Annotated in this window: 22 protein-coding genes and 4 pseudogenes; 11 read left to right on the top strand and 15 right to left on the bottom strand. The window is 43.0% G+C overall.

The genetic code is table 11. The features are described 5' to 3' along the window. Positions 1-647: 647 nt before the first annotated feature. The 4 genes and pseudogenes from JCM19037_RS19015 to JCM19037_RS19000 form a co-directional block, all read right to left on the bottom strand. Positions 648-1550, bottom strand: a complete 903-nt coding sequence (locus JCM19037_RS19015) for an RluA family pseudouridine synthase (protein WP_152549152.1) — start codon at positions 1548-1550, stop codon at positions 648-650. Continuing rightward, a pseudogene (locus JCM19037_RS19010) lies at positions 1543-2336 on the bottom strand (NAD kinase). Before JCM19037_RS19010 ends, JCM19037_RS19015 begins: the two are co-directional and overlap by 8 nt. Next, a complete protein-coding gene (locus tag JCM19037_RS19005; RefSeq protein ID WP_042403774.1) occupies positions 2333-2998 on the bottom strand; it encodes a GTP pyrophosphokinase family protein in 666 nt (221 codons plus the stop codon). Before JCM19037_RS19005 ends, JCM19037_RS19010 begins: the two are co-directional and overlap by 4 nt. A gap of 10 nt (positions 2999-3008) precedes the next feature. After that, positions 3009-3386: a hypothetical protein gene (locus JCM19037_RS19000; protein WP_042403772.1), complete on the bottom strand. Its 378-nt coding sequence runs from the start codon at positions 3384-3386 to the stop codon at positions 3009-3011. Positions 3387-3465: 79 nt separating this feature from the next. Here JCM19037_RS19000 and JCM19037_RS26050 point away from each other — a divergent pair, with 79 nt between their 5' ends. From JCM19037_RS26050 to JCM19037_RS18980, 5 genes and pseudogenes are all read left to right on the top strand, one after another. After that, positions 3466-3615 (top strand): hypothetical protein, encoded by a 150-nt coding sequence (locus tag JCM19037_RS26050; RefSeq protein ID WP_193744816.1) that lies wholly within the window; start codon positions 3466-3468, stop codon positions 3613-3615. Then, positions 3612-4073 carry a CYTH domain-containing protein gene (locus tag JCM19037_RS18995; protein ID WP_042403771.1) on the top strand — a complete coding sequence of 154 codons (462 nt, stop codon included), beginning with the start codon at positions 3612-3614 and terminating at the stop codon, positions 4071-4073. The genes JCM19037_RS26050 and JCM19037_RS18995 overlap by 4 nt, the downstream gene beginning before the upstream one ends. A 69-nt stretch (positions 4074-4142) precedes the next feature. Beyond that, the gene (locus tag JCM19037_RS24645) at positions 4143-4781 is read left to right on the top strand and encodes a lytic transglycosylase domain-containing protein (RefSeq protein ID WP_238544810.1); all 639 of its coding nucleotides are present in this window, start codon (positions 4143-4145) and stop codon (positions 4779-4781) included. 131 nt (positions 4782-4912) lie between these two features. Then, positions 4913-5298 (top strand): annotated as a pseudogene (locus tag JCM19037_RS18985) (globin). Between the two features lie 18 nt (positions 5299-5316). Next, positions 5317-6222 carry a DsbA family protein gene (locus tag JCM19037_RS18980; RefSeq protein ID WP_193744815.1) on the top strand — a complete coding sequence of 302 codons (906 nt, stop codon included), beginning with the start codon at positions 5317-5319 and terminating at the stop codon, positions 6220-6222. Between the two features lie 199 nt (positions 6223-6421). On the opposite strand, the gene JCM19037_RS18970 is transcribed toward JCM19037_RS18980, so the two are convergent. The 5 genes from JCM19037_RS18970 to JCM19037_RS18950 form a co-directional block, all read right to left on the bottom strand. Then, positions 6422-6652 (bottom strand): hypothetical protein, encoded by a 231-nt coding sequence (locus JCM19037_RS18970; RefSeq protein WP_193744814.1) that lies wholly within the window; start codon positions 6650-6652, stop codon positions 6422-6424. Positions 6653-6705: 53 nt separating this feature from the next. Continuing rightward, positions 6706-7578 (bottom strand): competence protein CoiA, encoded by an 873-nt coding sequence (locus JCM19037_RS18965; RefSeq protein WP_042403766.1) that lies wholly within the window; start codon positions 7576-7578, stop codon positions 6706-6708. Between the two features lie 116 nt (positions 7579-7694). Then, entirely contained in the window at positions 7695-8354 is a 660-nt protein-coding gene (mecA, locus tag JCM19037_RS18960; protein WP_042403765.1) for an adaptor protein MecA, read from the bottom strand. Between the two features lie 319 nt (positions 8355-8673). Further along, positions 8674-9069 (bottom strand): transcriptional regulator SpxA, encoded by a 396-nt coding sequence (gene spxA, locus JCM19037_RS18955; RefSeq protein ID WP_042403763.1) that lies wholly within the window; start codon positions 9067-9069, stop codon positions 8674-8676. Positions 9070-9344: 275 nt separating this feature from the next. Beyond that, the gene (locus JCM19037_RS18950) at positions 9345-10538 is read right to left on the bottom strand and encodes a putative glycoside hydrolase (protein WP_042403762.1); all 1194 of its coding nucleotides are present in this window, start codon (positions 10536-10538) and stop codon (positions 9345-9347) included. Between the two features lie 187 nt (positions 10539-10725). On the opposite strand from JCM19037_RS18950, the gene JCM19037_RS18945 reads away from it, so the two are divergent. Next, the gene (locus JCM19037_RS18945; RefSeq protein ID WP_052364074.1) at positions 10726-11673 is read left to right on the top strand and encodes a sodium:calcium antiporter; all 948 of its coding nucleotides are present in this window, start codon (positions 10726-10728) and stop codon (positions 11671-11673) included. Between the two features lie 25 nt (positions 11674-11698). Here the strand turns inward: JCM19037_RS18945 and JCM19037_RS18940 are convergent, their stop codons facing one another. Beyond that, on the bottom strand, positions 11699-12172 hold the full coding sequence (locus JCM19037_RS18940; RefSeq protein ID WP_042403760.1) for a peroxiredoxin: 474 nt from the start codon (positions 12170-12172) through the stop codon (positions 11699-11701). A 277-nt stretch (positions 12173-12449) separates the two neighbouring features. On the opposite strand from JCM19037_RS18940, the gene trpS reads away from it, so the two are divergent. Beyond that, complete coding sequence (trpS, locus tag JCM19037_RS18935) at positions 12450-13427, top strand: tryptophan--tRNA ligase (RefSeq protein WP_042403758.1); 978 nt, start codon at positions 12450-12452, stop codon at positions 13425-13427. Positions 13428-13679: 252 nt separating this feature from the next. Here the strand turns inward: trpS and JCM19037_RS18930 are convergent, their stop codons facing one another. Next, positions 13680-14429, bottom strand: coding sequence for a DUF3603 family protein (locus JCM19037_RS18930; protein ID WP_042403756.1), 750 nt, complete (start codon positions 14427-14429; stop codon positions 13680-13682). 73 nt (positions 14430-14502) lie between these two features. After that, positions 14503-14772, bottom strand: coding sequence for a hypothetical protein (locus JCM19037_RS18925; RefSeq protein WP_042403754.1), 270 nt, complete (start codon positions 14770-14772; stop codon positions 14503-14505). A gap of 48 nt (positions 14773-14820) precedes the next feature. On the opposite strand from JCM19037_RS18925, the gene JCM19037_RS18920 reads away from it, so the two are divergent. The 4 genes and pseudogenes from JCM19037_RS18920 to JCM19037_RS18905 all read left to right on the top strand — a co-directional run bounded on the left by JCM19037_RS18920 (position 14821) and on the right by JCM19037_RS18905 (position 18244). Further along, positions 14821-15933 carry a DHH family phosphoesterase gene (locus tag JCM19037_RS18920; RefSeq protein WP_042403752.1) on the top strand — a complete coding sequence of 371 codons (1113 nt, stop codon included), beginning with the start codon at positions 14821-14823 and terminating at the stop codon, positions 15931-15933. After that, positions 15875-16512, top strand: a pseudogene (locus tag JCM19037_RS18915) (CBS domain-containing protein); the annotation flags it as partial. The gene JCM19037_RS18920 and the pseudogene JCM19037_RS18915, both read left to right, overlap by 59 nt. 15 nt (positions 16513-16527) lie before the next feature. Next, entirely contained in the window at positions 16528-17301 is a 774-nt protein-coding gene (locus JCM19037_RS18910) for a CCA tRNA nucleotidyltransferase (RefSeq protein ID WP_042403748.1), read from the top strand. 61 nt (positions 17302-17362) lie between these two features. Next, positions 17363-18244: an LCP family protein gene (locus tag JCM19037_RS18905; protein ID WP_042403745.1), complete on the top strand. Its 882-nt coding sequence runs from the start codon at positions 17363-17365 to the stop codon at positions 18242-18244. Between the two features lie 65 nt (positions 18245-18309). On the opposite strand, the pseudogene fabF reads toward JCM19037_RS18905, so the two are convergent. From fabF to JCM19037_RS18890, 3 genes and pseudogenes are all read right to left on the bottom strand, one after another. Continuing rightward, positions 18310-19547, bottom strand: a pseudogene (fabF, locus tag JCM19037_RS18900) (beta-ketoacyl-ACP synthase II). A 31-nt stretch (positions 19548-19578) separates the two neighbouring features. Further along, positions 19579-20514, bottom strand: coding sequence for a beta-ketoacyl-ACP synthase III (locus JCM19037_RS18895; RefSeq protein WP_042403743.1), 936 nt, complete (start codon positions 20512-20514; stop codon positions 19579-19581). Positions 20515-20682: 168 nt separating this feature from the next. Next, the gene (locus tag JCM19037_RS18890) at positions 20683-21051 is read right to left on the bottom strand and encodes a hypothetical protein (protein ID WP_081829434.1); all 369 of its coding nucleotides are present in this window, start codon (positions 21049-21051) and stop codon (positions 20683-20685) included. Positions 21052-21090: the final 39 nt, after the last annotated feature.

Below are 21090 nucleotides of genomic sequence, written 5' to 3'. Positions count from 1 at the left end.
CTGTGCAATTAGAAAAATGTTAAGTTCATCCTATATAGATCGTTTTCCTGCACGGACGGAGACGACGGTAGCTCTTTTTTTGGGAATTTCTGGGAAATTGGCGACCTAGATCGCTTTGGAACACCTCACTTCATAATAAATTATCTAAGAATGATCGACTGTAAACCAAACTTCAAGAGCTAGCAACCATCGGCACTCTAGATGCCGAAGAAAAACCGAGCGGTCTTCGTCATGACTCTCGTTAATGTCTTTTCGGTCTTTGTTACCGAAAAGAGTGGTAGAATTTCTTACGCCTAATGTATAGGCGAGGAAATTATGCAGTTATCACCTCAAGATCAGTGAATTTCTTTAGTACACCATATATAGATCGTTTTAGCCTGTACGGTATAGATGAGAGTGATACGAATAATCGTTCGGGTTCTGGGACAGAATGGCATTTGGCCTACTCCTCAATCTCACTAATCATCTGCCTCCACAGTACTCATTTAGCAAATACTCAAATGGCTACTTAACAACGCATGGAGGTACTCTCAATCGTTTCTAATTTAAAAACCCCCGAGGTCAACGTTGACTTCGGGGGCTTTTTCTATAATAAGATGCGGTGCTGATTTCCATGACAGCATCAGCTCACGGTTTTTAGGTGTTGTTTAGCTATAGTTTTCGGGGATCATATTCAGCATATCCACCGGTAACGGTGCTTCAATGTGAAGTCGGTCGTTTGTTATCGGGTGCGTAAATGTGTTTGACTTGCAATGCAACGCTTGTCTAGCAATATGGGATGAAGCATTGCCATAAAGTGTATCACCTGTTATCGGAAAACCGATTGATGCCATGTGGACGCGTATTTGATGGGTTCTACCTGTATAAAGTTTAACATCCAGGAGTGTTCGGTCGTGACCTGTCCATACTTTTCGGTAATGGGTCATTGCCGGGTCCCCTCCTGAAGAAACCGTCCGTTCTATTATTGATCCTTCTTTTCGTGCGATCGGCTGTTGAATGGTCTGCTCTTCTGCTCGTAATTTCCCATCCACAATCGCCACATATCGCTTCCCTACTTCTTCTTGTAAACGTTTGTGCAATTGATCGTGGGCAAAACGATGCTTCGCAAAAATCACAATTCCACTCGTAAACTGATCTAACCGGCTTACTGGATGAACGCCCCCACTTTGTTTGGTCTGCTGGAAATAATAAATCACTTGCTCAGCAAGGGAAACCCCTCGTTCTCCTTGACCTGGCAACGTCTTCACTCCACTTGGTTTGTTTACAGCAATGAGGTGGTCATCTTCAAAAAGAATTTCAACCGCCAACGCACACGGCTTAAAATGAGCCGGAGGTGCGATGAATGGATAGTGAATCTTAAGTCGATCTTTCCCTTGCAAAAGACTACCCATATGCGCACGCTCGCCATTCACTCGGATTTTTCCGCAGCTTTTCAGTAACTTCACTGAGCGCGAAGACATGTGGCGGACCGTTTTGACATATGCGGATACTGTTCCTTGAAAGTCGTCATGAACGGTCCACGTCCAGCTGGCAAACGGCTCGTTATTCACCAATAAATGACTCTTTCACGCGCTTCCAAAATGGAAAAGGGCGAAACCTCGCAAAGCGCACATATTCATCAGCAACACGACACTGGATGGAAGCAATATCTTTACTAACGAGTGAATAATGGTCGATCGTCAATTGCATGCTCACATCATTGAGCGGTTTTAAAAGGCACGTGTGATGTTCTGGGAGGACTAAAGGGGAACCAATTGTTCGATACACCCGGTTGTTGATGGAGGCCATTTCTGAAATCTGCATTGATGCAAGCGACGGATGCAAAATTGCCCCACCTAAAGCTTTATTATACGCCGTGCTGCCAGATGGCGTGGAGATACATAACCCATCGCCACGAAACGTCTCAAACTCTTCTCCTTTAATGTCCACGTTACAGACGAGAGACCCTTCCGTCGTTTTCACTGTACATTCGTTTAAGGCCAAATACCGATCCGAAGAATCACCGTCATGATAACGAACGGTCACTTCAAGCAATGGGTACTCGACGACTTGAAACGGAGTCTTCGCAATATGGATGACTAACTTGTCCGCTTCATCGGGTCTCCAGTCCGCATAAAACCCTAAATGACCCGTGTGAACCCCGACAAAGCAAGTGTTTTGCAGCCGGTGCTTATGGCGATGAAACGCTTCTAGTAATGTGCCGTCCCCACCTACAGAAATGACAATTTCAGGTTCTTTCGGATCTTGTTCTAATTGATGGCTGTTTAAGCTTCAACGACGGTACGCGCAATATGGTTGGAAACATCGTCCCCTCTCGACGTTACATCATATTTCATACAGTGCCTCCTGACGATTCGTTTTTAAATGACTCGCGATGGTTTTCTTGTCTTTCTTGGATAATCGTCTGTGCTTCACGTACTTCACCTTGAATTTTCGACATCTCTTCATCCAGATTTGATGCCGCTTCTGCTGCGCGATACAGACGTTCCTTAATATCTTTTGGAATTTCGCCTCTGTACTTGTAATTTAACGAGTGTTCAATCGTTGCCCAAAAATTCATCGCCATCGTACGAACTTGAATTTCTACGAGAATATGCTTCGTTCCTTCAATTGTGTGGACAGGATAGTCAATCACCATATGGTAAGACCGATACCCACTTGATTTCTTTTCTTTTATATAATCACGCTCACTTATAATGGTAATATCATTTCGGCTTTGAATCATTTCTACAATCGCATCAATGTCTGTAACGAATTGACAAACAATTCGTACCCCAGCGATGTCTTGCATGCGATTTTCAATCTCTGTGAGCGGGATGTTTTTTCGTTTTGCTTTTTCTTCAATGCTTGATAACGGTTTAACTCTGCCTGTAACAAATTCAATGGGTGTATGTTTAGATGAGCGTTGGTATTGGACGCGTAAACTGCGAAACTTCACCTTTAATTCCTCAACCGCTTGTCGATAAGGTTGCAAGAATACTTCCCAGTTTTCAATCATGATTCCACCCTCATTCTCTGTTGTGATTTAGAAAATGTTTAGCGACTGCTTCTTCCATCGCTTTTCCATAATTATTATTGTCAGGTATGTTGTCGAGAAGCATCTCTAATTCATCATGAAAGTCCATCAGTTCAATGTCATCATTCCCTAAGTAAACGGGCACTTGTTTTTGATGAATGTCGGCTAAAATCGGCCAAAAAAACTCTGGAAGATGTACTTTTTGGAACTCACCATTGCATTCAATGACATATACGAATGCAAGTCGGTCAGAATCTGCAAGCATTCGCATTGCCGCTTTACAATCGGACGAAAGCTGTTCTTCATTTTTCGGAATCATTTGTGCACGATGTTCAGTAATAAGAATTTGATCAATTTGAATATCGGACATGTTGACCACCTCTTTTTCTAATCTACTATTGTTAACGCTCTCTTCACTGTGCGATAATGCATTCGGAGGTGAGTCAATTATGGCACAGCACCATGAAGAATTTGAATTTGAAGGGAAACGCGCACTGACCGAACGTCAGTTTGAGCAATTATGTACAGAACATAAACCGAAGGCACACCATTCATTACTCAGCACAATCATTATTTTGACACAGCCGACTTCCAATTGAAAGAACGAAACGCAGCGCTACGAATTCGGTTAAAAGAAGACGAAATGACACTCACGTTAAAGATCAAAATGGAGGATGGGGCCCATGAAAAACATGATCGCATTCCTTTAGAAAGCTGGTCCACTGAAACACCACTTTCCGCTTTACCAGATGCGACGGTATTATCTTGGTTGGAAGAGGAGTGGGGAATTTCCAAATCATCGCTTCTGCATCTTGGTACGTTGTCTACTCACCGTGCAACGTGGAATTCTAATGACGGCTCTTATTTCTTAGATCATAGTGAGTACCTTGGGACAAGTGACTTTGAACTTGAATTTGAAGGAAGTTCAACGAGTCATGTGAACCTCGTCTTAAAACAACTTGCAAAAACATACCCATTTTTGTTGCAAAACGATGATCCTTCACCGAAAGTAAAACGCTTTTTTGACCGAAAGAAATCTTTACAGGAAAAAATGTAAATCGACCTACGCTTTCTTCCAACAATCTGCTATAGTCAAAGTATACTATAGATGAGGGAGGATACTAAAATGAAAGTGATTCATCCTTTATCATTGCTACCGGCAACTTCGTCCCTTCCGTCAAAGCAACCCCAGTCAGCAAGCGGTTATGAACATTTTGCCTCTGTGTTGTCGAACGTACAATCGGTTGGTAATGATCGTTTCCCATTTGATATGCAAATGGATCGTTCCCTCTACTTTGATGGGTCTTTCGTGTCTGATTTTGCAAATATTGAAGCACCGGAGCTACACCTCAATCATACATACGCATCATCAACATTACCACCGGGTCCGTTCAATCACCTTATTGAACAAAGTGCGAACGAACATGGTGTAGATGCTCGACTCATTTACTCGATTATCAAACATGAATCCAACTTTAACCCACAAGCAACGAGTCATGCAGGAGCCCAGGGACTCATGCAACTCATGCCAGGCACAGCTAGAGGGTTACAAGTGACTGATTCATATGACCCTGCTCAAAACATTGATGGCGGCACCCGCTATATTAAAGATATGTTACGTCGTTACAACGGCGATGTAAGCTTGGCACTGGCCGCTTATAATGCGGGGCCTGGTAATGTCGACAAACATAATGGCATCCCACCGTTTAAAGAAACGAAGGCTTATGTTCCGAGAGTACTTGATACGTATCAATCTTTTGCATAGTCGTTTATTAAAAAAAGAAGGCAAATGCGCCCATGCATCTGCCTTCTTTTTCTATTCGATAAATCATAGTATTTGCCGTCTCACTGTCTCGTTGCTACAATATGTTTAGAACTGAAATAAGGGGTATTTGTATGGAAAATGTAGGGGAGAAATCCTTATATGAAGAAATTGGCGGTGCTGCAGCGATTGACCGACTCGTGGAGCGCTTTTATGATCACGTCGCAGAAGACCCGCGATTGTCACCAATTTTTCCTAGCGATCTGTCAGAAACTAAACGAAAACAAAAGCAATTTCTGACACAATTTACGGGTGGAGGACCACTCTACACAACAGAACACGGTCACCCTAGATTGAGGCGAGACATTTGCCTTTTGAGATTACACCTGAACGAGCAGAAGCTTGGCTTGAATGCATGAAGCAAGCGATGGACGAAAGTGATCTTCCATTAGACGCTTCCGACGCACTCTTTCATCGCCTTACACTTACTGCGTCTCATATGGTGAATCAATCACATTAGGGGAAAGGGGATATTCCTTTGCTGACGGCTAAACAACATTGTGATACAAATTCAGGGATTTGCGGTAGTGGTGAAGAGGAGCACACAGAGAAACGAGCATTTAAAAAGCTTGAACTGTATGTTTTTACTGATCCTCTTTGCCCGGCATGCTGGGGAATCGAGCCGACGTTAAAGAAAATTAATATGGAATACGGTAATCTAATCACCCTTAGATACTTTATCGTTCCTACGTCTACAAGTGCGTGGATTCATGAGCAAAACAATCGCTCACTGTCTGACTTATGGGATGTGACCTCGAAGAAGACAGGCATGTGTTGTGATGGAGATGTGTGGCGTGAGAATCCTTTCTCCAACACAGAATTGCCCGCCCTAGCGGTAAAAGCTGCTGAAATGCAAGGAAGACAAAGTGGCATTCGCTATTTAAGACGGTTACGGGAACTGCTGTTTTTGAATAAGAAAAATGTAACTGAGGAAGACGTTCTTGTTGACTGCGCAAAAGAGGCGGGTTTGGATGAGAGAGAATTCAACAATGATTTTCATTCAGGTACAATTTCTCGGGCACTACGTTGTGACATGAGCACAACAGAAGAAATGGGTGTCCAGGAAGTCCCTTCAATGATATTCTTTAACGACTGTATTGAAGACGCTGGTGTTAAGGTTTCTGGGCTTCATAGCTACTCCACTTATGTGGAAGTTCTTACAGATCTACTCGGCTTCAAACCGGAACCAAACACCCCATGTACACTAATGGAATTCCTTGAGAAGTATAGATTTGTCGCTACAAAAGAGATTGCAGAAGTGTTTGATTTAACGACGAAAGAAGCGGTTTCAGAAATGAAGAAACTGCAATTACAGCAGAAAGTAGAATGCGTACCGGTCAAACATGGAGAGTTTTGGAGATATACGAATGGGACTGAAGACTAACAGCTCTTCAGTCTTTTTTTGTGTGGTCGAGCATAAAATAGACAAACTGTTTTTGGAGTTGATAAGAATGAAACAAATGCTGCTGGGCCTCTGTTTCGTATTTGTTTGTTATGTGCTGTTTTTGTTGTCTGTACTTCGCTTCATTCCACTTCTTCTCGCCGTCCCGTTGCTCTTTGTATCGATTTTGTTCACGGTACATTTATTCAACGAGCGCAGGAGATTCAAAGGGTTTTCTTAAAAGTAACAGGCAATCGAGCGTATATTTGTCGATCTTGGCGATGTGCTCATCTGCAGACTTCGGAAAGGAAAGCTCGAGCGTCGGGAGCAATGTGTCATTGGGCTTCTGTCCATGCAAGCGTTGCAACAGCTGGACGTACTGACTCATAAGACGAATCGCTTGTCGCTCTGACATGCCTAACCATTTCATCACCTCGGCTAACTCGTCATTGATCCATTCATGAAATTCATGTTGCTCGGACTCAATCAATGACAGCCATACATACGTCTGCCAAACGACAGGTGCTCACTCACCCATACTTGACCTGGAACAAACCATCCACATTCAGCGGGGTGCAAGTAAAGTGGGGATTTATACCGATACAACCTCTCTTGTACGTGTTGGCTGAAAGCCGTTTGCAGTTTCACCTTCCCATAGCGCGATTGTTGTTTATAAAATAGTTGTGCTTTCGGCTCATTTTTTACACTGAGATGATCGTGAATGAGTAGGGAAAAACCGGAAGGAGTTAGAGGAAGGGAAGACCAAGAAGCTATAAATTTCCGTGGAGACATGTACGCAGACAACGTCGCAATGCTCAGTTGTTGCCCAAGGTACATGAGTTGTGGAGGGAACGAACCGGTCTGAAAACATGCCTCTTGTTGCCACTCTTGAATATAGATTGCCGTTGCTGTTCTTTTCATTAATTCTGCTGGTAGGACCCACAGTACTTGAATCGATTGCGACTCATATGCTAACGTTCGCTCGCGAATCGCCATTCTGTCAACAGGAGAACACTGCATTTCGAATACATAGTGCACCCCGCGATAACGAAACCACACATCTGCTCTTCGATCGATCATCGGTAACCATTTCTCAACTTCAACTTCTTCAGCAAACGTCTTCACCCATGCATACAAGCGTTCCTTGCCTTCTCGATGTTCTTTCGTTTCTTCAGAACCTGCACAACTAGAGTTTGAATAATGAGAAAAATGCGGGCGGTTTTTACCTCCTGCCCGATACAAGACCGCTTCTTCACAAATCGGACAATGCCATACCAACTGTTTCATTTGATCATTAGGAACTTCAGCTTGGTCTAATAAACAAAACAGCTGTCTTTTTTCATCGTAAGCTGTAAACATCTCCGTTCCTTTCTAACAAGAGTACCCAGCTTATTGTATGTTCTCCACTGACTACCTTAAATCCTTTATAACGACAAAAAAAGCAAATCCTTCGTTAGGACTTGCTCGTGAACGCATTATGAAAAGTACGTTGAAAGTACTTGTAAGCCATTCTCACTCACAACAGTCTTTCCATACTCACTAATACGATGAATGGACATATCTGACTCGTGACCATACTCAAGGACACGACTTAACAAATTATCTTGATCGTCTTCATCATAATAATCATCAAAAACGATGTGGAGATAATACGTATTCTCCATTGCATACACTTCGTTCTGAACGTGCTCTAACTTAACGGATTTACTAAGTTGTAAAAGATCCTCAAGGTCTTTAAAAGCAATGACAATACTTAATGGCTCATCGCTACCTGCTCCGTCACGGTCTTTCTTGCGTGTGCGAAGCTGCTCATCGAGCATATCAACGATGCTTTCATCAACATCATCGTCACGGTCTTTGCTCACAGGAATCTCAAGCTTAACATTGCCATCGTTCATTTGACCCCGTGTAACAACAATTTCTAAACCTTTATCAAATGCCTGTACTTGGATCCATAGCGGGCCTTCAATTTCGAAATTCTCATGGTCGTGCGCTTCATTAATCATTTCAAAAAAGAACTCTTCACCGCGTTCCCGATTGTACCAAATCTCTTCGCTGTCAAAGCCTCTGTCTTCAATATCTGCATACGTAATGTAAAACTTTATTGTAGTATCATTTATTCTTTCGATTTCCACAGTTTCTCCCTCCTCGGGTTAAAGTGGATCTTCACATTCTTATTCACACCGTTAAGCGAATTTAAACCTTCTTCTATTCTATACGAATCCCCTAAGTTTGTTAAGGATAAGTGTACCCATTCAAGAAAAAGAATGTGAATTCTAAGGTTGTTCATTTATACCATTTATCACTTTTAATTTCAAGAGATTTGCGCTTGAAAAATGGGTGTTTTATTAGTGTATCATCGATTGTTGTCTGTTATGCCTGATTTATTTTAGTCGGTTTGGAAGTAAAAAATGAAGAAAAACTTCTGCCATTAAGGTAGAAGTTTTTCCGTTGTCAATTAACGAGCTTTTGTGCTTCTTGTAAGAAATACGTCCGAATTTGCCTCGGTAAAAAGCGGCGAATTTCCGCTTCATTATAACCAACTTGTAGACGCTTTTCATCAAAAATAATTGGACGTCTAAGCAACCCTGGATGCTCACTGATTAGCTCAAACAACTGTTGCAGCGGGAGTGTATCCACATCCACATTCAACTCTTGAAAGATCTTAGACCTTTTTGATACAATCTCGTCTGTTCCATCTTCGGTCATTCGTACAATATCTTTCACTTCTTGTACAGAAAGAGGTTCCGAAAATATATTTCTTTCTTGGAACGGTATATCGTGCTCCTCTAACCAACCTTTTGCTTTTCGACAAGAAGTACAACTCGGCGATGTTAATAACGTCACCATGTAAGACCCTCTCCCTCAATGTAAGATCAATATTAAACTGATTAACATTCTCAAGTAGTCATGTATACTACGTCTATTAACGTTTCAGCGCACGTTCACTGCTATCGTGTTACATTAATTGTACAATAATAATTCTAATGTAGCAACTGAACGTTATGTGACATTCTTTACATATTATCCTATCCATAATTGAAGTACCCCGAATGAACGAAGCGTAAACCTATAAACATAAAAAATACGCAATATATCATGAGAAAAGCCCTACTCTTCATGACCTAAAATGTCGAAATTGATCGTTTCGGGGTATAATTTACCCCTTCTGTATAATGATTGCCTGCATTCCATAGTAAGTATTCATGAATGTCATGATCATGTAACGCTTGTATTTGTGCTTCCACTTCTTCTTTACCATAAGGAATGTAGTTTCCTTCTCCTAGCCAACTTGCCGTAAAATCCTGAATCCACGGTCTAGATTTAGGCGCATTCTTAACCTGTGCGAGCACGTCATTTTCCATTTGTGCATAGGCACTCGTCAATCGATAAGGTTCTTTATCTGGTTGTTCAATACCAAAGTGTGCTGTCCAGTGACTCGGATAAATCATCGAGCTTATCACATCAACGTGCTCAGAGATTTGCGAGAAGTTTTGACCGATGCCCGCGGCTTCGTCTACAGTCGCTGCATATCCAAAAATGTCAACGGACACATCGATATGAAACAGACGCAGTTCCTCTTTGGCATATTCTACAAAATCTGTCACTGCTTGAACACGCGACTTGTCTCGACTCGTACTTGCGTTAGTATATTCGCCGAAATCATACGTCAACAATTCGTCTCTCGTTTCAAACCCTTCTGGAAAGCGTACATAATCAAATTGAATTTCTTTAAAACCCAAACGGGCAGCCATTTTTGCAACATCGACATTGTATGCCCATACATCTTCTCGAAAAGGATTGACGAAAGCCTCATCTCGATTGTTTTTCCAAACTTGTTTGTCCTCTAAAAAAGACAATTCAGGTTGGTCCATTGCAAGTCGGGTATCTTTGAATACGACCACTCTGGCAATGGGATAGATGTTCTTTTGATTCAATTGTTTTAGTAACTCCTCTGGATCATCAATAATATGCGATGATCGATGTGCGTACGCTGAACCGCTTTCAGGTGTAAACGTGATGTTGCCGTAGTCATCTTTTACATCAATGACCATTGCGTTTAGTTCGGATTCTTCAACAAGTTGAATCAATGAGTTTAACCGTTCACCACCTGCAGAATGGGCAGATACGTATACACCTTTAACGCCATCATTCGCTGGAGCAAACCGTTTCATCTCTATTGGTAACTGTTTACGTTCTACCGCTCTTTGTTTTAGTACTGGATGTGGCTCATTCGCAGCTTCTAAAAAACCGATGTCTCCTGCCAAAAGTATGCTGCATACACTAATGACTATGGCTCCTACTTTCAACAGCTTCATGATTACACCCCTCGGACGCTCGACTCATAAACCTATTGTTCTGTTATTGGATGCATTTATGTACACAGCCCTTCACTACCAGAATTTCTTTGTTAGATGAAATTGTTGGAGTAAGTGGAAGTCACTGCTAAAAACTGAAAAAGTGGGTATACTATAGGTCATCAGTGTTATGCAAAGGATGAATGCTATGGTTTTTATTTGGTTTATTGTTGCGGTTATCGTTACTGTTCTTGCTGCTGTAAAAATTAGTACATACGCCGATGCCATTAGTCGCTTATCTTCTTTTGGTTCCTTGCTTATTGGCACCTTTCTACTCGCTGGGGCGACGTCATTGCCTGAAGTGACGACAAGCATTACAGCTGTTTACCTCGACAACCCCGACATGGCTGTTGGTAACGTACTTGGTAGCAACATATTTAATATTGGTATTTTAGCTACGTTTCTACTTATTTATAGAAAAAAACTCATCCTTTCCAATGTCGATCGTCAACAACAATACACGGCATACATCGGCTTAGCGATGACCGTCATCGTTGTGTTGGCTTTATTCTTCACGATTGAGATCCCGCTTCTCAACATCGGCATTGAATCCATCCTTTTGTTGTTGCTATACGGACTAAATATATGGGTGTTACAAAAAACGTCTAGCGCTGCTAATGAAGAGCTTGACGATTCAAAAGACGATCTTCAAGAAGAAAAATACACACTAAAAGGGGCAATGATTGGCTTCATCATTGCCGCAGTCATCATTCTCATCTCAGGTACAGTGCTCACCTTTGCAGGGGACCAAATTGCCGTCATTACCGGATTAGGGTCGAGCTTTGTCGGTAGTTTTCTTATTGCAACGACCACGTCGTTACCCGAAGTCGTTACCGTGTATGTGGCACTTTCCTTAAACAATCGCAATTTAGCTGCCGCCTCCATACTCGGAAGCAATTTGTTTAATTTACTCATTCTTTCTGTGTGTGACTTCTTGTACGACGGATCAATATTGCAAGCGGCATCCATGACGAACATCGTTACAGGCTCATTCTCCTCGTCAATAGCATCGCCATTGCAGGAGCGATTTACGTGGCAAGGAACTACCGAGAGCGAACGTGGCCAGCGATTGTCATTATCTTGTTGTACTTTGTAGCTGTCATTCTCATGTACGTGTTTCGTTAAGAATTGTCAAATGCCACGAGCAGCTGTTCTAGGCTTGATGGCCCGAAAAACCGGCTTACTTCTTCACCGTCTTCATTAACCGCGATCGTCATCGGCACCCCAAGTACGCCGTATTGGCGACTGGCTAACTGGTCGGGATCAAGCAATACAGGAAACGGTAATTGCTTTGCCACTTCTTCAACAACACGTTCATTCAGTTCGTCATCTGTCATATTAACGGCGATAAGTGAAATGCCCGCTTGATATAACTGTTGTTTGTTCTCAGCCAGCATTGCCAATTCCTCTTGGCACACTTCACACCACGTTGTGAAAAATAAAAGGAGAACTTGCTCACCTTTGTAGTCATGGAGTGCAATCTCAGCCCCATCTGTGTCTTGTAACGAAAAGGCAAATGTTTCGGTGGAGCTGTAACTAAACAAAAGAAAAGCTGCACATAAAGCGACAAATACTCGCCTCGTTCTGCTTTGCAATGGTAAACCCTCCTATGATTCTGCTATACTTATGCTTTAAGGGAGTGGTAGAATGCGGGTGGTTACAATGGTTCTAGCGGTTTGTCTCCTCGTGTTTGTCATCGTTGATTACACAACCGGATACTCACTAAGACCCGTTGCCCTAGCCTTTCTTTTTATCTTGATACCCACGTTCATTTATGACCGATGGCGGAACAGAAAAAAGGGCTAGTCGCTATATGATGTGCGAATGTAGATTGAATAATGTACGGCTTATAGGAAAGGAATGAGCGAGAGTATGAAAACCATTTTTTCTGGAATCCAGCCAAGTGGAATTATTACCCTTGGCAACTATTTAGGAGCAATGAAACATTTCGTTGGCTTGCAAGAGGAGTACGACAGTTACTTTTGCGTGGTGGATCAACACGCCATTACCGTGCCACAAGACCCGGAGAAGTTGCGGGACCAAAAACGAAAATTGGCAGCACTATATATCGCCTCTGGTATTGACCCGAAGCGTTCAACACTATTTCATCAGTCAGAAGTACCTGCCCATGCACAAATGGCTTGGATTATGCAATGCTTAGCATATATCGGTGAATTGGAACGAATGACTCAGTTTAAAGACAAATCTGAAGGCAAAAGCGGTGTATCTTCAGCTTTGCTCACGTACCCACCGCTCATGGCTGCCGATATCCTTTTATATGGAACGGACGTCGTTCCAGTCGGTGATGATCAGCGCCAACATATAGAGCTGACAAGGACGTTAGCGGAACGCTTTAACCGGCAATACAAAGACATTTTCACCCTCCCTGAAACGCTCGTGCTAGGGAAACGAATTATGTCACTTCAAAATCCAGAAAAGAAGATGAGCAAATCAGACGCCAATCAAAAAGCATTCATATCAATGCTTGATGATGAGTTAACGATCGTTAAGAAAATGAAAAGTGCGGTGACAGACTCTGACAATGACGTGCGTTATGATGAGGAGAATAAGCCGGCCATTAGTAATTTGCTAACCATCTACGCTACGCTTACCGACCAAGACATTTCTAGCATTGAAAAAACCTATGTTGGAAAGGGCTATGGCGCATTTAAGACGGACTTAGCGGATATTGTTGTCGACAGCATCCGCCCGATTCAAACACGCTTTACTGAACTATACGAATCAGACGAAATTGATCAAGTGTTGGACGAAGGTGCTGATCGCGCCAATGAACGTGCAACAAAAATGCTACAAAAAGCTGAAGAAGCCATGGGACTACAACGCCAATAAACATATAAAAACTCTTGATCTTCCCTTGATCAAGAGTTTTTATTATTGGTTCTTCGATCCTTTTCTCCATACATGACCGACAAACAGGCTGCCCCCGATTGTTCCGACTGCAAAAAGGATGACAAAAATTTGCATGATTGTATACGCCAAACCGTCCATATTACTTCCTCCCTTGTCCGTTAAACCTACGCTTCATTATAAGCAAGTTTTTTCCTGATGTAAACGGAGTCGTAACGATGTTTTAAAAAACGTCTATTTATGCATTTCACTTTCGTGCTGCATGTCCCATAACTTCTCAAAGAATGGTTGACCTTTAATTAACGATTCACAAAGCGCATAATGATCTTCACTCCACCCGCCTCTTACCTCATCATATAACCGGTCCCATGCTTCATCTTTACTCATCAGTTGAATGTCCAAATACTTATCCGGTGACCATTCTGTATACCAATAGCGAATTTCGGCATCAAAACCAGACGATTTTAATTGGTCAATGGCCATAAACAGCAACTGTTTTAACTGTCTTTCTTTTCTCGTTAAACCGTGCATGACCGTAGGGTGTGGAGAAAGGATATGGTAATGCTTATCGATGTCGGTTAACTCATCTGTGTATTGTGGTTCTTGATCTTGCTCGATCGCTTCTAACGCTAATTTTTCTTGGCGTGGTGTTAAACGGCTTTTTCTAATTGGTGTTTCGTATCCGAGTGTGTCTACCGCTAACGAGCTTTTTTTGTTCGTTGCAATAAAGCAATAATCAAGGGGTAACTTTGACATGTTCTTTCTGAGCGCACTTTTTTTATATACGGCGTCCAATAGTTGTCTAGGAATCTCCTCGAGGCTGTTTTCTAGTTGTAGAAACAAGCGATCTGTCACATATACCACTTCTGCTTGATCAAGTACTTCAATTCGGTCTTCGCTTCTCCATTCATGAAAAGGACAAATGTTGTATCCGTTCTCTTCTCCTTCGAACCAATTGACCCACACGTCACGTATTCGGGCCATATGGACTCCCCCTTCCTATACCGATAAAATTGTATCTACAGTATAGTCGGACTGTGAATTTTTTATTCTCTAGTCACTTCTTTTCAATAAGATTTGCTTGTTTTTTCTTTTTCTTACCAGTGAGTGAAATAAATGAAACGAGCAACCCTCCGAGCAATAGATAGAGCTCGGCACGCACGCTAATGAATTCCCAAAACTCGTACAAACTATATCCGGATACAATCAAGTTGGAGTACGCGACCAAGCCTACACCGCCAATTGTTGCTATACTTATACCAAGGATTGCCATTGAAACGCGAAAGACCAAGCCGTCCGCCCCCTTATTTCCTCTTAGTATATGCACGCTTTGCCCTCCTCATGAGGAGGGTATGTCGAAACAGGAGTTGAACTTATGAAGCTAATTTCTACCCATACTCATGCTGACTTTGATGGAATTGCCTCCATGATTGCAGCCCAAAAGATACACACCGATGCTCACCTTTTGCTTCCTTCTCATGTGAGTCCAGATGTGCAACAGTATTTGGCGTTGAATCGGGATGCATTTTCATATTATGAAGAAAAAGATGTAAATAGCGACGACATTCATACGATTATTCTCGTCGATGTCAATGATGTAGGACGTTGCTCAAAAGTACTTCAGAATGCTTCTCCAACGGAGGTCATTGTCTATGATCATCATCCACAGAAAACAATGGTCACAGGTGTTCAAGAACAAACAGGGGCAACGGTCACCATACTGGCCGAAGTGATTTTTGAAGAAGAAATTGCACTAACCGAATGGGAGCGGACGTTGTTTGCACTAGGTTTATACAGCGATACAGGCTCGTTCACTTATGGCTCAACGACGATACGGGATATTTCTGTATTACACAAGCTATTTGAAGACGGAATTTCTCTATCTGTCATTCAAACCTACCACGGTGCGGTTTTGAACGCCGACCAGCAACAGTTGTTAACAGAGCTCATGCAAATGGCTCAAACAAAACATCTACACGGGATAAATATTGCAGTGAGTTGCATGAGCTCAAGTACGTACGTTCAAAACTTAGGTCTAATCGTTGAAAACTGGCTATCATTGTCAACCGCGGACGTCACGATCGCTATCGTTGAAATGAATCGCGCAGTTTTTCTCGTAAGTCGAAGCCAATCTGAGCGGTTCAATGTGCAAACGCTCATGGAATCTTTTGACGGTGGTGGTCACCCTAGTGCCGCCGCTGCTACCGTTAAAAAGACGGATCGGTCCTCCATCTTCGAAACAGTGCTTCATTCTTTAGCGAATTATATCGACGACGCAGTGACAGCCAAAACATTTATGTCAACGCCAGTTAAAACCGTTTCCTCACAAATGAATATGGCAGATGTAAAAGCGACAGCGATTCGTTTTGGGCACTCAGGATTTCCCGTCGTTGATGATGGCCAGCTTGTCGGCATGATCAGTGTACGCGATGCACATCGGGCGACGAACCACGGGTTTGGTCACGCCCCTGTCAAAGTATATGACTGAACAGGTAATCTCTTGCATAGCCAATACGCCCATTGAGGATGTAGAAAACCTTATGATGAGACACGATATCGGTCGTATTCCCGTCATTGACGATGAGAAGCTCATCGGTATCATTTCTCGGTCAGATTTACTGAGTGCGTTATATGATGCCAAAAAGTCAAAAAACGTAAATGTATCTGAATGGCTCAATCAAATGCTCGGACCCGCACGCACACAATTTCTTCAGCAGTTGGGCAAGGTAGCAGACGAAGAGCAGATGAACGTTTATCTCGTTGGCGGCATCGTCCGCGATTTGTTTTTGGATATTCGTAACATTGACCTGGATTTCGTTGTGGAAGGAGACGCAATTGACTTTGCCGAAAAGCTTGCTCACAAATTCCAAGCGCCCGTTCATGAACACGAAGCATTTAAAACAGCTAAAGTATTCATAAATGATGAGTGGATTGATTTTGCGAGTGCTCGTGCAGAATATTATGACGCCCCTTCTTCTTTACCTAAAGTACGACGTACAAGTCTTAAAGAAGATTTAGCAGGCGAGATTTTACAATCAATGCACTAGCCATTCAGATTAATGAAGAGCATTACGGAGCTCTATTGGATCCGTTTGAAGGGGTTGACGATATAAAGAAACAACAATTACGCCCTTTACACAACCTCAGTTTCATGGAAGACCCGACGCGCATTTTACGTGCAATTCGATTTGAACGACGCTTTGGATTTTCATTAACGATGGAAAGTCGCCGGTTCATTAAAGAAGCTGAATTATCCATTCAGGAGCTTACCGTAGATCGTATTCGAAACGAATGGCAAAAGATGATTGATGAAGGGATGGTTACTGAAGCTTATGCCCGGCTGGAAGAGCTTCATGTATTACAATCTTTTTTTCCAGGTGCACGATACAACGACCGTACAACCGAAACATTGGCATGTTTCAAGTCCACAGATCGAGGCATAGTTTCTACAATCTATCCACTCTACACGATCAACTTGCCCGATCTAGAGCGGTTTGCCGTCACGAAGCAAGAGCAACGACTCGTACAAGAATTAAGCACGTTATCTAATTTGAGGTTAGGTGAAAACACAACGTACGGTGATCTGCATCGCTCAGTAAAGCAGATCAGCAATCATGCTTTACGACTCACGGCTTGTACGCATACAGGTCACAAACATTCACTGCTCAATCAATACGTAGAAAAACGAAAAAATCTACCTGCACTCATTCAAGCAGAAGACATACTCGTGAGAGGATTTGAAAAAGGACCGATCATCAAGGATACACTTCAATCGGTTGAAGAATTGTGGTTCAATGACCAGATAGAGACTCGGGAACAAGCGCTCGACTATATCGATTCATTAAGAAATTTGTAATAAGGATTTCATAAATGAAACATTTCTGTTATAATTACTAGTCGAGCAGAGGGGGAAAGCGATGAGGATGCGAAGAGGCAATGCCACCAAGGTTTATTTCCTTCTTGTTCTCACCACACTGCTAGTGGTCATACCAGTCGCTTATCAAGGTGATGGCGAGAATGCGGCTACCCTTGAACTTGAACATTCTTCACTACAAGCAGCGAATAGCTCAACAGAGACATTTACAGAAGAGCCATTCCAAGTATTAATCTTCAGTGAGGGGTCTGAAGGGGAAAAGGAACCGAAGAGCAGTACGATGATGCTCGCACAATTTGATCCAAGTGATGGTGAAACGAGAATTGTATCATTGCTTAGTGACAGCTACGTGTCGATTCCAGGCCATCAAGATGACACGCTCGATGCTGTCTACCATCTCGGGGGTACTGATCTATTAGGGGAAACGTTGGTTGATAATTTCGATCTGTCTGTTGATTACTTTGCGAAGATTAATGAACAAGGATTTCTTGAAATCCTTGACATCATTGCTCCTGAAGGCATTTATCTTCCGAATAAAACGGCTGGTTTTAACAGTGAAGAACTGTTACATTATATCCGTGAAGAAAATGGACAAACCGGCAAAAAGACAGCTCGACAAATGGATCTTATCGAAATTCTCCACAGTCACATGTCCGAACATATGACTGTAGCGGATGCACCAACGATTATTAGTACACTTACCACAAATGTGCAAACCAACGTACCGACAGGAACGTTACTCGAATGGGGAAAAGAATATTTCACGCTTAAAAACCCTACGATCGAGACGATGACGATTCCCGTAGCGGGAAGTTACGATAACACATGGCGAGATGACGAACAAAACAATCGACTCACATTCGATAAAGAACCTAATCGTCAAGCAATTGAGGAATTTTTAGATTCGAATGATGATGAATTTTAAGCTTACGGCTTTTTTTTTACAAAAAAAGGACAAGCACTCTAATGGCTTGTCCTAGAATACATAAATTAATTTTCAAAACGTTTGAATACAAGTGTTGCGTTATGTCCACCAAATCCAAAGGAATTGGACATTGCCGCTGATGTATTGATCTGCTTCTTTTCATTTGGCGCATAATCCAAATCACAATCTGGGTCTGGATCATGCAAATTAATGGTTGGCGGAGCCGCTTGTGCATCTAGTGCTTTTAATGTAAAGATGGCTTCGACCGCTCCAGTTGATCCGAGCATATGTCCGGTCATTGATTTCGTGGAGCTAACGACAAGGTTTTTAGCATGAGCTTGAAACACATCTTTAATTGCCGTCGTTTCGTATTTGTCATTGTAGGCTGTACTCGTACCATGAGCATTAATGTACCCGATGTCAGTAGCCTCAATGCCAGCATCAGTGACGGCTTGTTCCATTGAACGCTTTGCCCCTTCTCCATCTGGTGCTGGAGCGGTCATATGATAGGCGTCTGCCGTTGATCCATACCCTAATACTTCTCCGTAAATATGTGCTCCTCGCGCTTGTGCATGTTCAAGTGCCTCTAGTATAAGAATTCCTGCCCCTTCACCGATTACAAAACCGTCACGATTCGCATCGAACGGTTTTGATGCCGTTTTTGGATCTGGGTTTGTTGTAATCGCTTTAGCTGCTCCGAATCCAGCAACAGCCATACTCGTAATAGGCGCTTCAGACCCACCCGTAATCATCGCATCGGCATCGCCTCGTTGAATTAACTTAAATGCATCCCCGATGGCGTTCGTCCCCGAAGCACAAGCTGTCACCGTGCACGAATTCATTCCCTTTGCCCCAAAGTGGATCGATACTTGCCCAGCAGCCATATCTGGAATCATCATCGGAACAAAAAATGGCTCACCCGACGTGCACCCTTGTCCAGAAATGTTCGGAATTGAGATTCATACGTCTCCATTCCCCCAATTCCTGAACCAATCCATACCCCAACTCGTTCTGCATTGTCATCATTAATATCTAGACTTGCATCGTCGACCGCCATTTTCGCCGCAGCCATTGCAAATTGTGTGAAGCGGTCCATCTTCCGTGCATCTTTTTTGTCCATATAGTTCTCTGGTTCAAAATCTTTAACTTCGCCAGCTACCTTCGTAGTAAAATGTTCAGGATCGAGCCTTGTCATCACGTCAATTCCACTCTCACCAGAAAGCGCGCGTGCAAATGAGCTTTCCACGTCATTTCCGAGTGGGTTAACCGTACCCATACCTGTGATTACGACACGACGTTTCATTTTCTTTCTCCCCTTTATGATTGAAAATCAGTTATCTTCCCCAATAAAGAGCGATGCCGCCCCAGACGAGGCCAGCACCGAAGCCGACCATCACAACTAAATCTCCATCTTTAATCTTACCATTTTTTAGCTCTTCAACAAGCGCAATCGGAATCGAGGCCGCTGAAGTGTTTCCATATTTGTGTACAGTCGCCGCCATCTTTTCTTTCGGCAGTTGCAGTCGCTCTCTTGCAGCCTCCATAATCCGGATATTCGCCTGGTGAGGGACGAGAAAGTCAACATCATCTTTTGTAAGATTGGCTTTCTCTACCAAATTCATGCAAGTATCCCCCATTTGCCGGACCGCAAACTTGAAAACTTCTCTGCCGTTCATTTGAATAAGCGGGTCAGCTTTAATGTGTTCCGCTCCCGCTCCATTTGCACCTAATTCAAAAGATTGGATGCCACGATTCGCAGAAACCGGGCCTACGATTGCGGCTCCCGCTCCATCCCCAAACAAAACGGCTGTGTTTCGATCATTGAAGTCAAGAATCTTTGACAACTTCTCGGCACCAACGACTAAAACTTTATCATATGTTCCAGTTTGAATGAATTGACTAGCTGTAACAACCCCATACACAAACCCAGCACATGCTGCACCAATGTCCATAGCTGCAGCATTTTTGGCGCCTAGTCTTTCTTGAATGAGAGAAGATACAGAAGGAAATTTATAATCACCAGTGACAGAAGAAACGATAATTAAGTCCAACTCATCTGCTGACATGTCCGCGTGAGCTAAAGCCTCTTTAGCTGCATGGTAAGACATATCTGACGTATTCACCTCATCATCGGCAAACACGCGTTGTTCAATGCCCGTTCTCGAACGAATCCACTCATCCGATGTGTCCAACGTTTCCTCAAATGCTTTATTCGAAACTTGGCGCCCTTTCGTATAACTACCAAGCCCATAAATCCCCGCTTGTCTCATCCCAGAACCTCCTCTTTAAAACATTACACTTAGTATTATGACCTAGTCATAATTATAATGCACAGACAATGATTGTTCAACAAAAACCGTCGCACCCTACATATGACTTACATTACGGTGTGACGTGCACGAGAAAAAACCGCAAGCGTCGCTTGCGGCCTCACTCGTTTATCGAAACCCAGGACCAAAGTTCGGGCCAAAGTTCGGGCCAAAATTTGGTCCGAAACCAGGGCCGTAATTCGGACCGTAGTTCGGTCCGTAGTTTGGACCATAAAAATATCCGGGTGGGCCTGGGGGTCCTGGGGGACCAGGCGGGCCCGGTGGACCATACTTGCCGTAACCACCATAACCACCACCACCAAAACCTCCAAAGAATAACGGACCGACAGCCAAACCAGCTAGAAAAGGTAAAAACGGCCCAAACCGCTCATCGCCATGATGATGGGGGGATGGCGGTCGGCTCCGATCAAAGTTTCGATACTGAGGTGGGTACCAATATTGATTCACTCGCATCGGCTGAGCATACATTCGCGGCATTCTTCCCATCCTTTCTAATCGTTAACTAGTTTATGACCA

The sequence above is a fragment of the Geomicrobium sp. JCM 19037 genome, assembly GCF_000698105.1.
Classification (GTDB): Bacteria; Bacillota; Bacilli; order Bacillales; family Marinococcaceae; genus Geomicrobium_A.
This window is presented reverse-complemented; position numbering and strand designations above follow the sequence as displayed.

Excerpts from the sequence above, each read along its gene's own strand:
- JCM19037_RS24645 (WP_238544810.1), top strand. The coding sequence starts at position 4,143 with ATGAAAGTGATTCATCCTTTATCATTGCTACCGGCAACTTCGTCCCTT.
- JCM19037_RS18905 (WP_042403745.1), top strand. The coding sequence starts at position 17,363 with ATGAGGATGCGAAGAGGCAATGCCACCAAGGTTTATTTCCTTCTTGTT.
- JCM19037_RS18920 (WP_042403752.1), top strand. The coding sequence starts at position 14,821 with ATGAAGCTAATTTCTACCCATACTCATGCTGACTTTGATGGAATTGCC.
- JCM19037_RS18945 (WP_052364074.1), top strand. The coding sequence starts at position 10,726 with ATGGTTTTTATTTGGTTTATTGTTGCGGTTATCGTTACTGTTCTTGCT.
- JCM19037_RS18965 (WP_042403766.1), bottom strand. The coding sequence starts at position 7,578 with ATGTTTACAGCTTACGATGAAAAAAGACAGCTGTTTTGTTTATTAGAC.
- JCM19037_RS26050 (WP_193744816.1), top strand. The coding sequence starts at position 3,466 with ATGGCACAGCACCATGAAGAATTTGAATTTGAAGGGAAACGCGCACTG.
- trpS (WP_042403758.1), top strand. The coding sequence starts at position 12,450 with ATGAAAACCATTTTTTCTGGAATCCAGCCAAGTGGAATTATTACCCTT.
- JCM19037_RS18890 (WP_081829434.1), bottom strand. The coding sequence starts at position 21,051 with ATGCCGCGAATGTATGCTCAGCCGATGCGAGTGAATCAATATTGGTAC.
- JCM19037_RS18930 (WP_042403756.1), bottom strand. The coding sequence starts at position 14,429 with ATGGCCCGAATACGTGACGTGTGGGTCAATTGGTTCGAAGGAGAAGAG.
- spxA (WP_042403763.1), bottom strand. The coding sequence starts at position 9,069 with ATGGTGACGTTATTAACATCGCCGAGTTGTACTTCTTGTCGAAAAGCA.
- JCM19037_RS19000 (WP_042403772.1), bottom strand. The coding sequence starts at position 3,386 with ATGTCCGATATTCAAATTGATCAAATTCTTATTACTGAACATCGTGCA.
- JCM19037_RS19005 (WP_042403774.1), bottom strand. The coding sequence starts at position 2,998 with ATGATTGAAAACTGGGAAGTATTCTTGCAACCTTATCGACAAGCGGTT.
- JCM19037_RS18950 (WP_042403762.1), bottom strand. The coding sequence starts at position 10,538 with ATGAAGCTGTTGAAAGTAGGAGCCATAGTCATTAGTGTATGCAGCATA.
- JCM19037_RS18895 (WP_042403743.1), bottom strand. The coding sequence starts at position 20,514 with ATGAGACAAGCGGGGATTTATGGGCTTGGTAGTTATACGAAAGGGCGC.